Annotated in this window: 15 protein-coding genes; 3 read left to right on the forward strand and 12 right to left on the reverse strand. The window is 35.0% G+C overall.

Features of this window, described 5'->3' with window-relative positions:
• Positions 1-173: 173 nt before the first annotated feature.
• Positions 174-1,982, forward strand: coding sequence for a M3 family oligoendopeptidase (locus BCR26_RS05670; protein ID WP_069698002.1), 1,809 nt, complete (start codon positions 174-176; stop codon positions 1,980-1,982).
• Between the two features lie 192 nt (positions 1,983-2,174).
• Here the strand turns inward: BCR26_RS05670 and folP are convergent, their stop codons facing one another.
• The 9 genes from folP to BCR26_RS05715 form a co-directional block, all read right to left on the reverse strand.
• Positions 2,175-2,972, reverse strand: a complete 798-nt coding sequence (gene folP / locus BCR26_RS05675) for a dihydropteroate synthase (RefSeq protein ID WP_069698003.1) — start codon at positions 2,970-2,972, stop codon at positions 2,175-2,177.
• Positions 2,941-3,567 carry a non-canonical purine NTP pyrophosphatase gene (locus BCR26_RS05680; protein ID WP_069698004.1) on the reverse strand — a complete coding sequence of 209 codons (627 nt, stop codon included), beginning with the start codon at positions 3,565-3,567 and terminating at the stop codon, positions 2,941-2,943. The genes folP and BCR26_RS05680 overlap by 32 nt, the downstream gene beginning before the upstream one ends.
• Positions 3,568-3,579: 12 nt before the next feature.
• Positions 3,580-4,146, reverse strand: coding sequence for a GTP cyclohydrolase I FolE (gene folE, locus BCR26_RS05685; RefSeq protein ID WP_069698005.1), 567 nt, complete (start codon positions 4,144-4,146; stop codon positions 3,580-3,582).
• Between the two features lie 5 nt (positions 4,147-4,151).
• Entirely contained in the window at positions 4,152-4,640 is a 489-nt protein-coding gene (gene folK / locus BCR26_RS05690) for a 2-amino-4-hydroxy-6-hydroxymethyldihydropteridine diphosphokinase (RefSeq protein ID WP_069698006.1), read from the reverse strand.
• On the reverse strand, positions 4,641-5,006 hold the full coding sequence (gene folB, locus BCR26_RS05695) for a dihydroneopterin aldolase (protein WP_069698007.1): 366 nt from the start codon (positions 5,004-5,006) through the stop codon (positions 4,641-4,643).
• 369 nt (positions 5,007-5,375) lie between these two features.
• The gene (locus BCR26_RS05700) at positions 5,376-6,929 is read right to left on the reverse strand and encodes a hydantoinase/oxoprolinase N-terminal domain-containing protein (RefSeq protein WP_069698008.1); all 1,554 of its coding nucleotides are present in this window, start codon (positions 6,927-6,929) and stop codon (positions 5,376-5,378) included.
• The gene (locus BCR26_RS05705; protein ID WP_069698009.1) at positions 6,930-8,024 is read right to left on the reverse strand and encodes an S-methyl thiohydantoin desulfurase family protein; all 1,095 of its coding nucleotides are present in this window, start codon (positions 8,022-8,024) and stop codon (positions 6,930-6,932) included.
• A gap of 49 nt (positions 8,025-8,073) precedes the next feature.
• On the reverse strand, positions 8,074-9,336 hold the full coding sequence (locus BCR26_RS05710) for a cytosine permease (RefSeq protein WP_069698010.1): 1,263 nt from the start codon (positions 9,334-9,336) through the stop codon (positions 8,074-8,076).
• A 115-nt stretch (positions 9,337-9,451) separates the two neighbouring features.
• Positions 9,452-11,029 (reverse strand): PucR family transcriptional regulator, encoded by a 1,578-nt coding sequence (locus BCR26_RS05715; protein WP_069698011.1) that lies wholly within the window; start codon positions 11,027-11,029, stop codon positions 9,452-9,454.
• A gap of 254 nt (positions 11,030-11,283) precedes the next feature.
• Between BCR26_RS05715 and BCR26_RS05720 the strand changes: the two genes are divergently transcribed.
• Positions 11,284-12,648 (forward strand): TrkH family potassium uptake protein, encoded by a 1,365-nt coding sequence (locus tag BCR26_RS05720; RefSeq protein WP_069698012.1) that lies wholly within the window; start codon positions 11,284-11,286, stop codon positions 12,646-12,648.
• Between the two features lie 55 nt (positions 12,649-12,703).
• On the opposite strand, the gene BCR26_RS05725 is transcribed toward BCR26_RS05720, so the two are convergent.
• The gene (locus tag BCR26_RS05725; RefSeq protein WP_245341792.1) at positions 12,704-15,226 is read right to left on the reverse strand and encodes a YfhO family protein; all 2,523 of its coding nucleotides are present in this window, start codon (positions 15,224-15,226) and stop codon (positions 12,704-12,706) included.
• 521 nt (positions 15,227-15,747) lie between these two features.
• Between BCR26_RS05725 and BCR26_RS05730 the strand changes: the two genes are divergently transcribed.
• Positions 15,748-16,161 (forward strand): cupin domain-containing protein, encoded by a 414-nt coding sequence (locus BCR26_RS05730; RefSeq protein WP_069698013.1) that lies wholly within the window; start codon positions 15,748-15,750, stop codon positions 16,159-16,161.
• Positions 16,162-16,220: 59 nt separating this feature from the next.
• Here BCR26_RS05730 and BCR26_RS05735 read toward each other — a convergent pair whose 3' ends face one another.
• Positions 16,221-16,877 (reverse strand): phosphatase PAP2 family protein, encoded by a 657-nt coding sequence (locus BCR26_RS05735; RefSeq protein ID WP_169818858.1) that lies wholly within the window; start codon positions 16,875-16,877, stop codon positions 16,221-16,223.
• A gap of 258 nt (positions 16,878-17,135) precedes the next feature.
• Positions 17,136-19,049, reverse strand: a complete 1,914-nt coding sequence (locus tag BCR26_RS05740) for a heavy metal translocating P-type ATPase (protein ID WP_069698015.1) — start codon at positions 19,047-19,049, stop codon at positions 17,136-17,138.
• Positions 19,050-19,204: the final 155 nt, after the last annotated feature.

The following is a 19,204-nucleotide window of genomic DNA, read 5'->3' on the forward strand; positions in this document are numbered from 1 at the left end:
TTTTTTTCAATAAAAAAGAGTAGGTCAATTTCTACTAGAATCAATCGATTTAAATCTATCAACTTATTCATAATTTAATGAAATCTTTGTTATACTAGGACGTGTCTGAAAATATTTGTGCATAGAATTTTCATGCATACCCTATTACAAAAAAACGAAAGAAGGAATGAATAGTGAGCTACTCAACAATTTGGGATTTAGAATCCATTTTTCCAGGAGGCAGTGCCTCAACACAATTACGTTTGCGTATAGAAAAATTACAGCAACAAATTGCTGAATACCACAAGTCAGTTGAACTGTGGAACCCTATGAGCGATGACGATTATTCTAAATTAGAATCCATTTTAGCGTTACAAGGAGCAATCTCAAATGGCTTTACTCAATGTCATAGCTTCATTACTGGTCTTTTATCTGCTGATACAAAAGATAGCAAAGCAAAGGTTTTATCCAATGATCTATTTTCAACACTACCTTCATTCCAGCTAGCAGAAACGATATTCACTAAAAAATTAGCGGATATTTCTACCGCTAAATGGCAAGAATTAGTGAGCATGGACGCTTTCAAAGCCATTGCTTTTCGTTTAGAAGAAATTCGAAGAGATGGCAACAAATTATTGTCTGAAAAAGAAGAAAATATTATCAATACTTTGTCTTTAGATGGTTTAAACGCTTGGAGTAGCCACTATGATACCATTGTCGCTAGTATCAAAATTCCTTTTGAAGAAAAAGACGGTTCTATTTCCCACCTATCTGCTGGTCAAGCCTTCAATCGCATGATGGGTGATCCTGATCCAGTCGTTCGGAAAACTCTTTTTCAGCAATGGGAAAAAGCATGGTCTGAAAAAGCGCCCCTTTTAACTGACACATTAAACCATTTAGATGGCTTCCGTCTTGCAACAAACAAGCTCCATAATGTAGAGGACTTCTTGGAAGAACCACTAAACTATAATCGAATGAAAAAAGAAACCTTGAACGTTATGTGGCAAACAATTGAAGCAAATAAGCAACCCTTTGTAGATTATTTAACTCGCAAAGCACAATTATTTGGAAAAGAAAAAATGGAATGGCACGATCAAGATGCTCCGATTGTTTTAGGTGATTTAAAAGAAAAAACCTTCACTTTTAATGAAGCAGCAACATTCATTTTAGAAAATTTTGAAAAATTCAGTCCAAAAATGGCTGTTTTTTCTAAGAATGCTTTTGAAAAAAAATGGATTGAAGCAGAAGATCGACCTGACAAACGACCTGGTGGCTATTGCACTGAACTACCTGAAACAAAAGAATCTAGAATTTTTATGACATTTGGGCAATCCATGAATGAAGTTTCTACGTTAGCTCACGAATTAGGGCATGCATTTCATAGTAGTGTGATGTGGGAATTACCTAAGTTAAACAGAGAATATGCCATGAACGTTGCTGAAACTGCTAGTACTTTTGCTGAACTAATTGTTGCTGATGCAACATTAAAAGAAGCTAAAACACCTGAAGAAAAAATTAATTTACTAGACACAAAAATGCAAAACGCTATTGCCATGTTTTTAAATATCCATACTCGGTTCATCTTTGAAAGCAACTTTTACCAAGCCCGTCAACAAGGGTTTGTAGGGGAAGATGAGATTACAGAAATGATGTTGGCGGCTCAAAAAGAAAGTTATCAAGATAGTTTAGGCACGTACCATCCACATTTTTGGGCAAGCAAATTGCACTTTTTCATTGATAGTATTTCTTTTTATAATTTCCCGTATACGTTTGGTTATTTATTTAGTTTAGGGATTTATGCTTATGCAGCCAAACAAGGAACTGAATTTGAAGACCAGTATATCGCCCTTCTACAAGATACCGCTTCGATGACTTCTGAAGAATTAGCAAAGAAACATCTTGGTGTTGACTTGACGCAACCTGATTTTTGGCAAGCTGGAATAGATCTCGTTCTAAATGATGTCACTCAGTTTATGGAACTAACAGAAGAGTATCTTAAATAATCTAGTTTCAATTTATAAAAAATACAACACCTAACACTTATACTAATTTTGACATAACCTTTATCTAAAAGCTGGACTAAAAATCAAGGACGCTTTTAGATAAAGGTTTCTTTTTTTTATTTAGTCTCAATCAATTTTACTTAGTAGCTACTTGTAATTTTCACTTAACAAATCAATCGCTAGTTACCTAGTTCATTTTAGTTGCTCCCAGACTGCTAAAGCATCCTTCATTCCTTTGACTTCGTGAACTCGAACAATTTCCACTCCTTGCTGGGCTACAAATAGTGAAGCTGCTACTGAACCAAAATCCCTTTTTAATGGGTCTGTTTCATCGATTAAAGCAGCGATTGTTCTTTTTCTAGAAACACCATATAGCAAAGGATACTCTTGATAACGAAATTCCTGAGGCTGTTGCAAGATATGAATATTTTCTTCTAAACTTTTCCCAAAGCCAATACCGGGATCAAAACAAATCCTGGACGCTTCAATCCCCTTTGACTCGCAGAGTACAGCTTTTTCTTGATAAAATTGTTGAACATCCTCTTTAACCGATAGCTTTGGCTTTCTAGGACGAGAATGCATTAGAATTAACCCAGATTCAGGATATTTTTGCGCTATTTCCAACATGCCAGATTGGTCTAACCCTTTAATATCATTAATAATTGTTGCTCCTTCGTGCAATGCTGCCTCGGCTACTTCAGGATAATAAGTATCAATTGAAATTCGCGTAGTTGTAAGTTGGCGGATCTCCTTAATGACTGGCAGAATGCGTTGCAATTCTTCGACAGCAGATATTTCATGATAGCCAGGTCTCGTTGATTGCCCTCCAATATCAATAATATCAACATCAGCCGCAATCATCTCTTGCGCACGCTTCACAGCCTCTTCTACTTGGACATAATGACCGCCATCTGAAAAAGAATCTGGTGTTACATTTAAAACACCCATAACAAGCGTTTTATTCTCCGAGAAAAAGGGATTCGTTTTCATCGCAATTTTCCTCCTTAATTTTTTCTATCATCTTTTTTAACGCAATCACTCTGGGGCTATACGTATCGCGAGTTGCTTTTGACAGTTGAGCTAATGTACAACCTAGTTCTGGTAAATAGAAAATCGAATCGAAGCCATAGCCTAAATCACCTGTTATTTTTTTGGCTAACTCTCCTTTTAGGGTTTCAGAAGAAGTCAGATAGTGTCCTTCTGGCCAAGCATACACTAAAGTCGATTTTAATTGAATCTCTCTCGTTAGTTCTGGCTTTCCATTAAATAGTTCCAGTAACTGTTGATTCTTCTGTTGCTCTGATAAATTTTCATTAAAAAAACGGGCTGTCTTTAAGCCCAATAAGGCTGGGAATGCAATTAATTCAAGACCTCCATCATCAGCCAAAACAGGACGATTGATTTTTTCAGCATAAAATTTAGCTTTCAACAAGGCATTTTCCACATACGTATTGCCAGTCTCTTCAATCTCCACTGATTCAGGTAAATACTCCTGATAAGTGACTAGTTGGACAGCTTCTGAATCTATTGCTTGCTGCATTTCTTGTAATTTTCCGTGGTTATTTGTTCCAACAATAATCTTCACTAACTCACACCTTTAAGAATTAATCGCACTTAAAAAATCTCGTTTCCACTCTCTATCAGTCTTAAACACCCCTTGATAATGAAAGGTTTTCGTCTTGCTTACGGGAGTTTTAACACCTCGCATGGTCATACACATATGTTCAGCTTCAAGAGCCACAGCAACCCCTTTAACGGCCACGTGCTCTGCCAATTTATTTGCAATCATGATTGTTAAATCTTCTTGAACGCTAGGACGCTTTGCACAATACTCAACTAATCGAGGCAATTTGCTTAATCCTAAGACTTGATTTCCCTCTGGTATATAAGCAATATGAGCTTTTCCAAAAAAAGGTAACAAATGATGTTCACACATAGAATAAAACTGAATATCTTTAACAACCACTAAATCTTCACTATTTGAACTATCGAATAACGCATAATCGTTAAATTCTGGTTCATTTAGCGAACTAAAAACCTCCCCATACATTTTAGCTACACGTTTGGGTGTATCTATTAATCCAGAACGTTCGGGATCTTCTCCAATTGCTAACAATATTTCTCTAACTGCATTTTCTATGATTACTTTTTTTTCTGCCTCCATAATTATTACCAACTTTCTCCGCTAATCCAGACTTCATTTTTATTTCCAGTTTGATCAATTAATTTTTCTAAAGACTGAGAAAACAATGTTTTGCCTACATAGACATCTTTTAAAGGAATCAAGACAAACGATCGTTTTGCTATCTCTTGGTGGGGAATCACCAAATCAGGCTCCGTCACGATTTGTTGCCCTAATAATAAAATATCAATATCAATTGTTCTAGGTCCCCAGCGAATTAAGCGCTCTCTTTTTAGTTTTTTTTCAACCGTTTGAGTCACTACTAATAATTCTTGTGGGGCATAATCGGTGTCAATTTGAATCACTGCATTTAAATAGTTATCTTGTGGAACATCCCCATACGGTTTTGTTTCATAAATCAATGATTTTTTCGTTACAACCATTCGACTCTCTTGATTTAAAAAAGCAACTGCTGCTTTTAAATTTTCTAATCGATCGCCTAAGTTACTGCCTAATGCTAGATAGCCGACTGTCATTTATAGAAAACTCCTCTCCAGCTCAATTTCAATATTATCAAAAATGCCTGGCATGGGTACACTGTATTTCCTTACTCGAACTAAAGCTTGTTCTAATTTTTGACCATGCTCTATTTCGATATCATCCAAAATAGCACTAGCTACCGCTTCAATCAGATTGAAAGAACTAGTATTCAAACGCTGCATAATTTTCTCATTGACTTCTGCGTAGCTAACCGTATCATTCACATTATCTGTCTTTCCAGCTTTTTCTAACGCCAGTGTTAACTCGACATCTACTTCTAATTGCTGGCCTAAAACACGCTCTTCAGGCAAAACACCATTTCGAGTGTAAAATTTCATGTTGTTAATTCTAATTTTCCCCATTCATCATTCATTCCTTTATCATTTTTCTCTATTGTATCAAACCTTGTTAGAAAAATAGACCTTTAAGTAAAAAAAATATTTAGATACTAATAAATAGGTTGGTCCAAAAGTCTTTTAGGTTTGAGCAATTCGAGAAAAAAGCAACAATAGGCTTTTGGTATTGCTCGTTTTTTTTCGGAATTGCCGAATAACCTAACTTTTGGCCAATGTTTATTCAGGGATACCGTCCGAGATAACATTAGTTTTAACTTTTTTCCCAGACTCCACTATAAATCTAAAAAGGAAAAAAGAGGATAAACTTACCCGTTGATAAGTTTCCCCTCTAATTCTTAGTATGTTTTTTTAGCGATATTTTTCATGAATAGTTCCTCAAGCCATTTTCCCAACAACCTTGACTCTTAATCGTGTAGCATTTTCTGGATGATAAGCTAAAGGAATCTCCTCCACTTCTACTAATTCAATTGTTTCTTTGATTGCACCAGCTAAAAGCGCTTGTTCTGTTGCTTTGTTTTGTGCGTCTTCTAAGCAGTCGCTTCGTTCCGTTTTAGCATAAATGTAGATTTGTTCATATTGTCCACTAATTTGTGCAATAGATGCGCCAATAGCATTGGCTACACCACCATTTTCATTGCGAATCAATTCTTTTACACCAATAATATCTTCTGGAATGATGACACTACCACCGCCAACTAAAACAACGGTCACATCCGTTGCACTAGTTTTCATTTTATCAATAGCTTCACCTACCATATCTGCTACTTTTTGATACGCTTTTTCAGCAAAATTTTGATCGATATGAGCGACTAATTCGGGATTGCCTATTGTGGCATGCCCTAAACGAACAGCAATATCTGTCGTCGTCAATTGGTTGCCACCAAATACTAGGGCTTCTTCTGTAATACGGTAGCCAACACTATCTGGTCCAACTGTGATGGTTCCATCTTGCGCTTGACGAACTAAACTCCCGCCACCTAAGCCAATCGATACGATGTCAGGCATTCTGAAATTTGTTCTGACTCCACCAACATCAACTGCTAAAGAAGATTCTCTAGGAAAACCATCAACCAAGACACCAATATCAGATGTTGTGCCTCCCACATCTAAAACGACTGCATCTTTGAGCTTCGCAAGATAAGAAGCTCCTCGAATACTATTAGTTGGACCACAAGCAATCGTTAAAATGGGAAATTGTCTAGCATAATTTAATGACATTAAAGTTCCATCATTTTGACACAAATAGACTTCTGCATGATGAATGTTCTCTTTTATTAAAGCTTGTTCAAACCCATTACTCGTTATTTGGATTACTTCATGTAATGCCGCATTCAGAATGGTCGCATTTTCTCTCTCTATAAGACCAACAGAACCAATTGTTGATGAAACTGAAATGGGTATCTCATTTCCTAGAACCTCTTCCACAAGTTCTTTTACTCGCAGCTCTTGTTCGTTTTTCAAAGAAGAAAAGACACCTACAATTGCAATAGCTTGTACCTTTCCTTGCCAACTTTTCACTACTGACTTAATTTCTTCTTCATCTAATTCAGTCAAAGGCTGCCCATCGTATTCGTATCCCCCTTTAACTAACCCATAGGTTTCTGACAATGAAGCAATCAAGTCTTTAGGCCACGCCGTATAAGGTAAAACTGAAGCTGTCGCTGGGTAACCTAATCTTAAAATCCCTACTTTAGCTAATTTTTTACGTTCGACAATTGCATTAGTACATTGTGTTGTTCCTAACATTGCATGGGTGACTTTCCCTCTGTCAATACCAGATTCTGCTAAAACTTGTCTCATTGCTTTAGCAATTCCTGTTTGAATATCTTCAGTTGTTGGGATTTTTATACTATGCACGAGATTTAATTGGCCATCTAAAATAACCGCATCTGTATTGGTTCCACCGACGTCAATTCCAATTTTATACATCTATTTGTCCTCCTTTGCCACAAGTGTTTCAATTGGTACATACTCTAAATCATAGCCAAAATATTTTGGTCCGACTGTTTCTATACCTATTTCAGTTCGCCAATCAGAATCAGCAATCAATCCCATTACCTGAACTCGTTTGCCATACTTTAAAGCTTCAGTCGTCACAGGAGCTAAAGTTTCTAAATCTACCATACAAATTAAATCTGGCGTCATGGCAATTGGTACACCATTTTTCTCAGCAACTAAATTTTCATTTTGGAAATGGATAACAGCTTCATCTCCTAAATTATCATTTAATCCGGAAATTTTCACACGGCCAAAATTAAAACCACCTTTGATCTCTCTTTTTACATCAATTATTTTTCCTTGAAACAGTTGAAATCCATTTGTAACTTCTAATAAAGCAGTCATTTTCTCTTGTTCATTTTCATAAGTACCTCGAATAACTTTGCCAATTTCTTCTGATAGTGTGATTATATTATGAATCCCATAATCTTTTAATTGACGTCCCGTTGCTGGATAAATGCTGACCATCGCACTAGCCCCCATTTCAACGGTTTGAACTCTTGCTAAACGTTCTGTCCATTTGTTGTCAATTGTTTCCATGATTCCTATGTTGCCTTTTTCATCGGTAATTGCCATTGGCGTAGCTGACATTCCGTGTAAATTAAAGGTTGCCATTTGTAATTCTGGAAAAGCTCGTCCCATGCTATCACAATCAATTAGAGGAATACCCATCTGAGCAGCAACAACAATCGGGATCATCGAGTTTACTCCACCAGCTTCCATAGGAAACGTTCCTCGAATCGTTTCTTTGCCTAGATATCTACCTAGCTTTTCAAAAACACGGACAAATTCATTCCCATTAGGAAATTTTTCTATCATTACTGAAGGAGCTCCCATCATCGCTGCTGGGATAAAGAAATCATCGTCTTCTACTTCTTCCGGAGATAATAATTGAACAGGCCCATTATTTTCGATTGCTGATAAGGCCATCATTTTACCAATATATGGATCTCCCCCTCCACCAGTTCCTAAAAAAGCTGCTCCAACAGCTATGTTCTCAATTGCTTCTGCATCTAAATAACGCATATTATCCCTCTTCTTTCTTTCATTTATTTAGCATTCAAATGATTACTAATTATTCCGCCTCTATCTCTGGTGTCCTAACCCATTTAACCCCTACAATATAAGCGATAAAAGAGATGACGATCCCAATTAGAGGTTGACTAGGTAATTGGGGTAAAGTTGGGAAAAAGCTGAATATAACAGGAATACTGGCAATTGCCGCTCCAATCAACCAAGTACAGACTCCTAACCAATTAACACCTGGGACTGTCGCCCATTTACTTTTGTCTCCCTTTTGTACGATCCAGTATGAAGCTATCATTACTCCCGCAACAGGAGGAATCATGGCAGATAGAACTGACATAATAGGGACAAAATAATCCAAAATCCCAATAACTGCCAAAATAGTTCCAATCCCTCCAGACACAGCAATCGCCAATTTCTTTTTACTTTCCTGAATGTTAAACACATTAATCATCGCTAGTCCTCCTGAAAAAGCGTTCACTGCATTGGTCGTCCAAGTAGCTAAGACTAGCGCAATAATTCCTAAAACAGGAAATCCTAGATTCATGAAAACCATGGTAATATCCGCCGTTCCTGATACAATCGTCAAGATAGCCCCGACCGAGATCATTAAGACTCCGGCTGGTAAAATCCCCAACGTTGCGGCTTTCACAACATCTTTTCTTGTTTTCGCATATTGAGAATAGTCTCCTGCAATAACCGCTCCTAATGCAAAAGAACCAATGGTCATAGATAACCCTGACATAAAAGAAGCTTCGCCTGTTGGTTTATAATCTAAAACAGCCTCAAAACCACTATCTCCTAAAGCAACAAATAGACCGTATACACAGACGGCCACAAGAACTGGCACTGCACAATAATTTAATATATTTAAAATTTTGATTCCATATACTGCTGATAATAACATGATGACTCCCCAAATTAAGGAAGAAACCTGAACGGGCAACTGGATATTATACGTGTTCAAAAAATTTGAAAAAGCAATCCCACAAACATTGGCCTGAATACCGAACCAACCTAAACAAGCAATCGCCAAAATAATAGAAATAATTTTTTGTGAACCAACCACCCCAAATACTTGGGAAGCCACGCTTACGGAAGGTAAGCTTAAATCTGTACTTTGAATTCCTTGAAAAATCATAAAACCTACAATAATACTATAACCAATACATCCAACTAATAAAGCTTGCCACAAGGACATTCCCGAAACTAAGGTACCGCCAATAATCAAACTAGGAACACAAATCATTGCACCCGCCCACACAAAAGCCAAGCTAAACCATGATTGAGTTTCCGTTTCATTCTTTTTCATCTGTCTTCCCCCTTCATTTTGTCAATTATATATAACCTAAGCCTGATAAGTCTTTTTCAAAAAGAAAAAAAATCTTGCCTATTTTGTCATAATAGACAAAACAAACAAGATTTGATTAGTGATTTAATACACGATAAATCATCGTTGCCATGTACACATCATAGGTTTCTGAAAAACAAGTAACATCATAACCTAAAAGCTCACTAATTTTTTTAATTCTATATTTTACAGTATTTTTATGCACATAGAGCAATTCACTACATTTACTGAAACTACCGTTTGAATCTAGCAAAAAGCTACATAATGTTTTTATCGCTTCTTTATCTTCCATGAGTGGCTCTAAAATAACCAAATGCTCAGCGATTTTTTGCTCTCCCATTGTCGCTAACATCATTGCCTTCTTCAAACTTTTGATTTCTGCGGCTGAAAATATTTTTCTTTCTTTATAAATAACTGGGAAAAGCTTTTCGACATCATTAACCAATTGATACATTTCACGCACATCACTGGTATTTCTCATTCTTGGGCAAAAAATAATATCTTTAATGCTTGAATAATGTGTCGTCGTCTCCATAAATTCTTTTGTAATATCTAACTCAGAATGCTTATGCATATAGTTTCCTAAAAGAACAACGAAACAATGATCGATCATTTGAACCACACAAGTCCGATAAAATTTAGATAGTTGATCGATCAACTCAGCTCTGATTTCTTTTTCTTTTGAAAGATCATTAATATGAACTAACCATAGTAACTGAACAGAGGACACATTAACAGACAGAATTTTTGCTAAACGATACATTTTTTCACTTTCATCATTTATGATTGCTTTGACTAAAGCATATTCACTCACTTCACCGTGCTTTTTCCCCCACAGGTTCAACGCCACTTGAATCACTTCAGTCACTTGATCCAATTCAAAAATAGGTAGTTCCTTCTTCTCAGTTATGACAAATAAGTACATTCGGCCATTGTCTTTCTGCTGAATTTCTTTTTGGTAAACAGATAAGTCTTCTATAAGAAAATTGTTGTCTTTTCCTTTTTTATCAATTTGTAAGCTCTCAATGATTTGTTGGACACCTAACGTTGAATTTCTTGGCCACATCACTTGATTAATGATTTCAAAACGACTTGTTGTCAAAATAATATTGGTTTTCACACGGTCAGCAAGCATTTTTATCGTCATTTCAACACTTCGTAAATGTTCAGGTAACAACGATACTTTTTCCAATATTTCATTAACAAAACTATCGTTGGCTGATTGTTTTGTAATAATTGCGTTCATTACTTCATAGATTACTTCATTGTAGCGTAATGAAGGATCATTTTTAGGCATACAGATAATCATAAATCCTAGTTTTTCAGCTAATTGAACCACTTTAGGAGAAAGTTTTGGTAAGACAATTCCTACGTAATACAGAATAATCCCGATTTCACCTAAGTCATACAAGCATTGAATCGCTTGGCACTGTTTATCCACATCATCTTTGATGCTATAAAAGGAACTAATTAGTAATTCACCCGCATAATATTCTTTTTGATTCATCTGAATATTTTTAGAAAAAAATAACATATCTGACACTTCTAAAAATGATAATGAGGTGACAGAACGTTCCAAATTTTCTGCGCCTGCATAAACCTGAGCTTCCCTTAACGAAGGCAATTGCAACAAATCTTTTACTTTAACTCCCATAATGCTTGCCCCCTCTTAAATAAATGGTTTAAATATCCTACTTTCTATTGAACTATTATATAGTATTTATTCTTCCGCTACTATGTTTGAGGAAAAAAAATTCAAAAAGCTTAAAGGAAGTTATTTTACTGATTAAATTTCTCTGTTCATTTACTGGGATATTCTTTATAATCACTGGAATTTATTCACAAAAATGGTAAACTTGTTTTAATCAAATAAATAGTTCATAAATATTTTGAGGATAGAGGAAGAAAATGAGAAAAAAGAAAATTTTAAAAAAGATAGATAAACATTTATCTGCGGTTCAAGTGTTGGCGTTGGGGTTTTTCCTATTAATCTTTGTAGGAGGCAGTTTACTGACTCTTCCAATTTTTTCTAGAAGTGGTGAGGCAACCAATTTTATTGATGCTTTATTTACAGCAACCTCTGCGGTTTGTGTTACTGGTTTAACAACGGTTAATACAGCTTTACACTGGAACCCTGCTGGACAGTTGCTAATTATGATATTAATCGAATTAGGCGGTTTAGGATTTATGACTATGCCTGTTATGCTCTATTTTATTTTGCGTAAAAAAATTACTTTAAGTACAAGAATTTTATTAAGAGAAGCGTTGAATCTAGATGGTATCTCAGGTGCCTTCCGCTTAATGATGTATATTGTCAAATTAACAGCCGTTATTCAAATCACTGGTGCTGTTTTACTGTCTTTCCAATTTGTGCCAGAATTTGGTTGGAAAAAAGGGATTTTCTTTGGAATTTTCCATTCAATATCTAGCTTCTGTAATGCTGGATTTGATTTACTTGGAGACAGTTTAGCTCCTTACCAACAGAACCCTTTCGTTCTCTTAGTTGTAGCAGGATTAATTATTTCAGGAGGACTTGGTTTCATCGTTTGGCGAGATTTATTAGGATTTAAGCGACTGAAAAAATTCTCCCTCCATTCAAAAATTGCTTTAATCACAACAATTAGCTTATTACTTGGTGGCTTTATAATCTTTTTCTTTACTGAAAATAATGCTGCTACCTTAACAGAAGGAACTAATTTTTTCCAAAGACTAGCAAATACCTTTTTCATGTCAGTCACTCCTAGAACAGCTGGTTATTATTCGATTGATTACATGCAAATGACCAATGCTGGATTGATTACAACGATGTTTTTAATGTACGTTGGAGGTACATCAGGGTCTACTGCTGGTGGTCTAAAAACGACTACATTCGCAGTACTAATTATTCAAATTAAATCGATATTTAAAGGCAGAACTCGAGCTGAAATTCAAGGAAGAACGATTCGTGAATCTACGGTATTTAGAGCTTTCACCTTGTTCTTTATCACATTGACACTGTGCGTGTTCGCGATAATTATTCTAACCATTACGGAAAATATACCAGAAACTTCTGGAATGGAATATGTTGCTTTTGAAGTATTTTCAGCTTTTGGTACAGTTGGCTTAACGATGGGACTAACCCCGAATCTAACTTTTATAGGAAAGATTATCATTATGTTAATGATGTATATTGGCCGCGTTGGCATTTATACTGTTGGCTTCTCTTTAATGACTAGAGGACAAAAACAACAAGCTAAATTCAAGTATCCAGATGAGAGTGTTATGATTGGGTAAACAAAAAAGCGAACGAGAAAAAGCTGAAAATCAGTTTTTTCTCGTTCGTTTTTTCTTAATCAAATTTATTCGAACGGAACAGAGTACCTATAAAGTAATAAATTCCGACACCACTTAACACAATTAAGCTAATTACCAACCCTATCTGGAAGCTTCGAGGTCGATATTTCATTTCGATTTGATGGTTTCCTTTGGATAAATGAATTCCTGTAAAATTTGTCAAAACAGGAAAAGTCTTTACTTTTTGACCATCAACTTTGACTTGCCAGCCTCGATCGTAAGGAACCGAGAGAAAGAGCAGCTGATTCTCTGTACTTGAAACACTAACGTTACCACGCAATGTCCCTGTATCTCTCTTATATAATTGAAGTGCTTGTTTTCTTTCTTTCTCAATAAAATTATCGAATACTTGCTGATCCAAAGTAGCTAGTTGCCATTTATTTATATCAGTCTTTTTCTTAGTATAAACTTGAATTGAAAGGAGCTCATCTTTTTCTGCATAGCCTAAATTGAAAAGTTGATTCGTAGCAACATAAATCGTTTGATTGATTTTTTCGCCGTTTACTACAAGCTTATCGATCGTTTTCCATTTTACATCAGGAATTCTGAAATAAACATTTCCCGAAACGATTGGTTTCACCGTCAGCGAATAACTATCCTCTGGAGAAGCATCTGAATCAATAATAGCTGGCGATTTAAAATACGGCTCTGCTATTTTTTTTATTCCTTGGAGAATATTTTCTTGATTTTCGAGGGGTTCATTTTTCTTTAATTTAACAGAATCAAAATCATTTGCTGCTAAAAAACCCATACCAATTGCTTCTGAATTTTCATAAACATTCGTTTTATTCGTTGAAAAGGATAGCGGCACTTTTTCTTTTACTGTCGGCATCATTTCATAAGGAACATTCAACAACATATTAATGACTTGCGAATCATCTACGTAACTAATTCTGCGATCATTTTTTTCATACAAGCCTACATCATTCAGCATTTCTTGAACGTTCGCATCTAATGTAGAGGTATAACCAGAAACACCTGCATAGCCATATAAGAAAGAATTGTTATAGCCATTATTTTGTTCACTATATCCAGCAAACTGAGAATCAAGAGTTTGTTTTAATCTGAATAGCCCACCATTTTTTTGCTCTAATTCATCAATAATTTCACTTTGCGAACGATAAGTAGAAGCAAACTGTTGCTGATTTCCAAAGGGAATATCTTTAAGTGCAATCCAATAGTTCCCCCCTAATTCCAAACAAACCAACAAGACCAGCACTACTTTTAACCAAGGTTGACCACTATTTTTTCTACATTCAATCCTAAATATAAAGTAGTATAGCCAAATAAAGAATAGACTTATTAACAAATAGACACTAGATACAATTGATCCTTGAGTCTCAGATATCATTAAAGAGATGTATCCTAACAATAACAGAACTGAAAAGATAAATGGCACACTTAAGGAGAAGCCTTCCTTTTTATTCATTTTCAAATAAGCTTCATAAGCGAATTTAATGACTAAGAAACTAAAAATAAATGCATTCCTATAAGGAAAACCTGCTGGACTTTGGAACATGTGCCAGATTGTATTGATAACGTCTAGCCAAAAACTTAAGAAGATAAAACCAAGCAGATAAGCAGTAGCTTTTTTTTCTCTTTTAGGAATTCTTTTTTCTAGAAAATACGAAATAAAAAGCATTGTCATTAAAATTCCTGAAAAAATCGTTGGTAAATGATCTAGGCGTAGTTCAAAATTAATCGCCCCTAATCCAAATTGAGAAAAAAACGCTGTTCCAAACTTAGGATAGGGTAAAAAAGTTGAACTATCGAAATTCGTTTTTTTAGTTTGAAGCATCCCTTCAACTGCAGGTATTAAAATAAAACTAGTAGCCACCCCAGTGAGTATCGAAGCTAGCCAAAATAATTTCCCGTCTTTAAAAAAAGCAACACAATTTTTCTTAAACCCGCTATTATCCTTTTTAAATCGCCAATAAAAACTATAAAATACGACAAATATGCATAACATGTAGCCCAAATAGTAATTCGTTACAATCGCAGCAAAAAGAGCCAAGCTGTAAAGTAAATACTTCCCTTCATCCCATAATCTTTGAATACCTAATACTAATACTGGTAATAAAATCAATGCATCCAACCACATAAAATTTAAACAGTAAACTACTACAAATCCACACAAACTATAAGATGTCGAAAATAACCATGTCATATAAGTAGATTTTCGGTATGTTTTCTCTAAATAGTAAGCCATCGTTAAGCCCATAAAAGCTATTTTCAATCCTATAATCAATAAAATTGCAATTGGAAGCTCTTCATAAGGAAAAGCCAAAGCAATAAAATTAAATGGACTTAATAAATAATAAGCCGCCAATGGTAAAACTGTCCCGCCAATCACATTGGAAAAGGAATAGAAAGAAAGCGTTCCTTCTTGGATCATTCGCTTAAACATGCTAAGAAAGTGCATGTATTGTGTTCCCAAATCACTTACTAAAAGATTTTTATTTCCAAAGGGTGCCAACTCTAATAAGAAATATACACAACCAACTATGAATAATGGCAATAAAAAACTACCTAAATAAAAAAATACTCTCTTTTTCTTTAATCTATCTATGTTACTCACTCCCCTTTTTTTGTGGTCTGATTTCCTATATCTGTACTCTCAACATTATTTTTTGGTCAAAGTAATAGTGCTTCTACTTATATTTAAATAGGCTCTTAACATGTTTTTCAAACGTCTTTAAACGTTGATTTTTTTTGTGATTTTGAAAAAAATGACGATTAACTGCTACTTCTTTCATATCTATATGTATGCTTCATTTTTAGTTTATCATGTTATCTAATTTTTCACATTGATATATATGAATCAAAAGGATAAGAAAAAGAACTCTAGTTATTTTACCATATTCATGAGGATGATTATTTCTAAAAAAGCGTTTTCCCTCTATTTCTTAAACGAAACTTTACGAAATCGTTTTTACTATTTCTGCAAATGAAAATCACTATCAATTAAGCGCTTTCTCTTCTTCTTTTTTGGTACATGTGTTATGTTTTAGTTAATCAAGTTAGAAAGAAGGGGTTTTTATGGAACTAAGAGATTATGGAAAAGAGCCGATTGCTTTTAACATTGAAGAAGCTACTTTGCAAAATGAACGGTATCGTACAACGTTGTGGACAGGGGAACATTTCCAACTAACAGTTATGAGTATCCCTGCTGGTGGCGGCGACATTGGGATGGAAATTCACCCCCATGTAGATCAATTCCTTAGACTAGAAGCTGGTACAGGAAAAGTTGAGATGGGTAGAGAAAAAGACAATATTACAGTCAGTAAAATTGTAAAGGATGGTGATTGTATCATTATTCCAGCGAATACTTGGCATAATGTTACTAATGTAGGCGATGTTCCAATGAAAGTTTATTCTATCTATTCTCCACCTAATCATCCTTTTGATACAAAAGAAGAGACTAAAAAAGAAGCAGAAGAATTAGAAGGATAATTCTTCGATAAAAAAACGAGCTGAAATCTTGCAATTGCTAAGATTTCAGCTCATTCCTTTTATTTTTCTATCAATGATAAAATTCTTCTACCAATTATTTCCTCTAACGGTTTACTGTAATAAATAAACATCCCTGTCAAACCTGAACACAATAACAAACTGGCAGTTACATCACTTAGGTAGTGTGCCCCTAAGTAAACTCTAGCAAGCATAACAATTATAATCCAGCCTACTATCAAAACAACGGACACGTTTTTTAAGTTACTCCTTTTACTCCCTTGGAAAACTAACCACAAAATCAGCACATAAAGCGCTACAGCACTGGCAACATGACCACTTGGAAAACTATACCCTGTTTCAGAAACCAGTTGATGTATTGGTCGTTCTCTACGGACTAGATGCTTAATGATATAAGGAATCACTGCACCACTGACTAAAAAACTACCGAAAAAGAAAATTGCTTTCACTTTATTATTCATGAAAAAAAGCATTAGAAAAATAATTGTTGCTAAAATTAAATTTGTTGTGGGACTAGACATTGCTGATATATTTTCATAAATAGCCGTTAATTGAGACGAAGGATTATTTTGTATTACTTGACTTCCAACTTGGTCGATTTTTTTTAAACCATCAGTCTGAATTATTACATTTAATCCAATTATAGAAAATAAGAAAAGCATTCCACTGTACAAATACATAGTTTTTCTCTGTAACACTTTATTCCCACCTGCTTCCATTTAATTTAGATTGCCCTCACTATTGAACTCCATGTTCCAATTGGCTTACCTATTAACAGTAAACCTTAGGCTAATAAGCAATAAAAATTATAATGCTTTTGCTAAAACAACAGGAAAAAATAATGGAAATATTATAAATACTTAGTACAAATTAAGATTTTTTTAAATAGCAAAGCATTGATTAAAGTTTGTTTACACTCCAATCAATGCCATATATATATTGCTATTTCGTTGCAATTACAAACTTTCTTGTAGAAATCCAATTTCTTTTTGTTCGCTTTTCTCCTCTATTTTGATTGTTTTAAGCAATCTTAATCCATTTAAAATAACTAATATTGTGCTACCTTCATGTCCAATAACTCCTAAAGGCAAATTAATCACTTGGAAAAGATTAGACAGAATCAGAATCGCAATGACTGTTGCTGAAAAAATAATATTTTGCTTTACAATTCGTTTTAATTTGATAGACAACATATGACTCATTTGTAATTTCTGTAAATCATTTTGCATTAATACCATATCGGCAACATCCATTGCAATATCCGTTCCACCACCCATGGCAACTCCAATCGCAGCATTCGCTAACGCTGGTGCATCATTGATTCCATCACCTACCATAGCATTGATTTTGTAGGTCTCTTTTTGAGCTTTAATCAACTCTGTTTTGTCTTCTGGTAAACAATCTGCATGAATTTCATCGATTTGTAAACTATCCCCTACCGCTTTAGCTGTTGAATTATGATCTCCAGTAATCATCGTTGTATGGATGCCGACTGATTTAAAATAGGCAATGGCGCCACTAGCTTCTGGCTTAGGAACATCTAGCAATCCAAAATAGCCAACAACTTCGTCTCCTTTTGAAAGAAAAATGACTGTTTTTCCTTGTTCTTGCAACTTTTGAACATTTTGGGTTATTTCCTCATTGAACTCTTGTTCACCAGAAAAACTGCCTTTTCCTATACGCCAAATAGCTCCATTGATTTCTGCTTCCATCCCAAATCCAGTCACATCTTTTACATCTATTTCTTGAAAATGAGAACTGACTTCCCCTGAGAATCTCTTCACTATTGCATTAGCAAGTGGATGAGTTGACGTTCCCTCCATCGTAACTAAAACAGCCTTTGCTTCTTCTACGTCAATTCCAGGATTAAAAATAGAATCGGTCACTACAGGTACCCCTTTAGTTAATGTACCTGTTTTATCAAAAGCGATGGCTTTCAATGAAGAAAGATTTTCTAAATAAATACCGCCTTTAAATAGTACCCCGTTTCTAGCTCCATTAGAAATTGCCGCCAACGTCGCTGGAGTAGCTGAAGCCACTAAAGCACATGGAGAAGCAACAACTAAAAGAACCATTCCTCTGTAAAAACTTTCATTCCAACTCCACCCTAGAAACAAATAGGGAATTAGAATCATCAGTGGAACCACAATCAAAACACCTTTAACATATTTGTTTTCAATGTTTTCTATAAAAGAAGCTGTTTGTGAGGGTGTATTTTGAGCTTCATCCACCAATTTAATAATTTTGGCAAAAAGAGTATCATCACTCGTCTTCGTTACTTTAAGCGTGATGGCATCTCCCAAATTAATTGTTCCACCAAATAGGTCAGCCCCTTCTGTCTTCTCAACAGGAACTGATTCCCCGCTAATTGCAGCTTCATCAATGGTTGAAAATCCTTTAATTAATTCTCCATCAATAGGAATACTTGCCCCTTTAGGAACTAAAACTAAATCATTAATTTGTAATTCGGCAACGCCAACTTCTGTTGTTTTTCCATCCTCACCAATTAATAGCGCACTTTCCGGTTGCATATTCATTAAATTAGAGATTTCTTTTTTACTTTTGTTAGTTGTATATTCTTCTAAGGCTCCACTTAAACAGAAAATAAAGGTTAACATTGCTCCTTCAAACCAGTTCCCAATAATACAAGCACCGATTGCTGCCAAAGCCATCAGTAAATCCACATTCATATGTTTATCTTCAAAAGTATCAATTAGACCTTCCTTTGTTTGCTTAAATCCTCCAAATATAATTGACAACACAAAAGCAATCTGAAAATACGCGACACCCATTTTCTCCATAGTAAATCCAATGATCATAAATACTAAACACAAAACCGTTGAGACCATCGCCTTTTGTTCACTTGACATAACTATCACTCCTACTTCATTCTTTTTGATTAATGGGCATTTTCCTGAATAGATAGACTCATTTCTTTCTATTTTGGATTTTCGCTTCTTCATCTCAAAAACATCATAGCACACTTTTTTTCTAAATGATAATAAAACTTTCTAATTGAGAATGA

This window comes from Enterococcus rivorum, from assembly GCF_001742285.1.
Lineage (GTDB): Bacteria > Bacillota > Bacilli > Lactobacillales > Enterococcaceae > Enterococcus_L > Enterococcus_L rivorum.